This window comes from Saccharomonospora iraqiensis subsp. paurometabolica YIM 90007, from assembly GCF_000231035.2.
Lineage (GTDB): Bacteria > Actinomycetota > Actinomycetes > Mycobacteriales > Pseudonocardiaceae > Saccharomonospora > Saccharomonospora paurometabolica.
In genome coordinates, this window is sequence record NZ_KI912187.1 from 55,751 (window position 1) to 56,738 (window position 988).

The 988-nt window shown below is 75.8% G+C and carries 1 protein-coding gene; it reads left to right on the plus strand.

From position 1 onward, the window contains the following. Positions 1–988 (plus strand): ATP-binding protein (locus SACPADRAFT_RS24645; protein WP_157577010.1); only part of this gene is annotated, 988 nt, incomplete at both ends.

Below are 988 nucleotides of genomic sequence, written 5' to 3' on the forward strand. Positions count from 1 at the left end.
CGCCGGGGAGCTGCCGGTGCTGGTGAAGGCCTCCGCGGGTGGGGGCGGCCGCGGGATGCGCGTGGTGGAGGACCTCGCCGACCTGCCCGGGGCGGTGGACAGCGCCCGCGCCGAGGCCGCCTCGGCCTTCGGCGACCCGACCGTGTTCTGTGAACGCTGGATCCCGTCCGGGCGGCACATCGAGGTCCAGGTGCTCGCGGACGCGCACGGCACGGTGTGGGCGCTGGGGGAGCGGGAGTGCTCGATCCAGCGCCGACACCAGAAGGTGCTGGAGGAGTCCCCGTCACCCCTGGTCGATGACGCCATGCGGGAGCGGCTGTGCGCGGCCGCCACCGCCGCCGCCCGGGCGGTGGACTACGTCGGCGCGGGCACCGTCGAGTTCCTCGCCACCGACGGGTCCTTCCACTTCCTGGAGATGAACACCCGGCTCCAGGTCGAGCACCCGGTGACCGAGTGCGTCACCGGCGTCGACCTGGTGGCCGAGCAGCTGCGTGTCGCCGAGGGGCACCGCCTGGTCGGGGACCCGCCCGCACCGTCCGGGCACGCGATCGAGGCCCGCCTCTACGCGGAGGATCCCGCGCACGACTGGCGTCCGCAGAGCGGGACGCTGCACCGGTTCTCCGTGCCGGGGGTGACCGCCGAGTTCCGGGTCCCGGCGGGCACCGGGATCCGGCTGGACAGCGGCGTCCGGGACGGCTCCGAGGTGAGCGTGCACTACGACCCGATGCTCGCCAAGGTGATCGCGCGGGGCCCCGACCGCGGGAGTGCGGCCCGCGCACTGGCGGGGGCGCTCGCCCGGGCGACGGTGCACGGCCTGGTGACCAACCGGGACCTGCTGGTGAACGTGCTGCGGCATCCGGCGTTCCTGGCCGGTGGGACCGACACGGCGTTCCTCGAGCGGCACGGGCTGGCCACGCTCGCCACGTCCCCGGTCGGTGCGGCCGGGCGGGCGTTGTCGGTGGTGGCGGCCGCCCTGGCGGACGCCGCC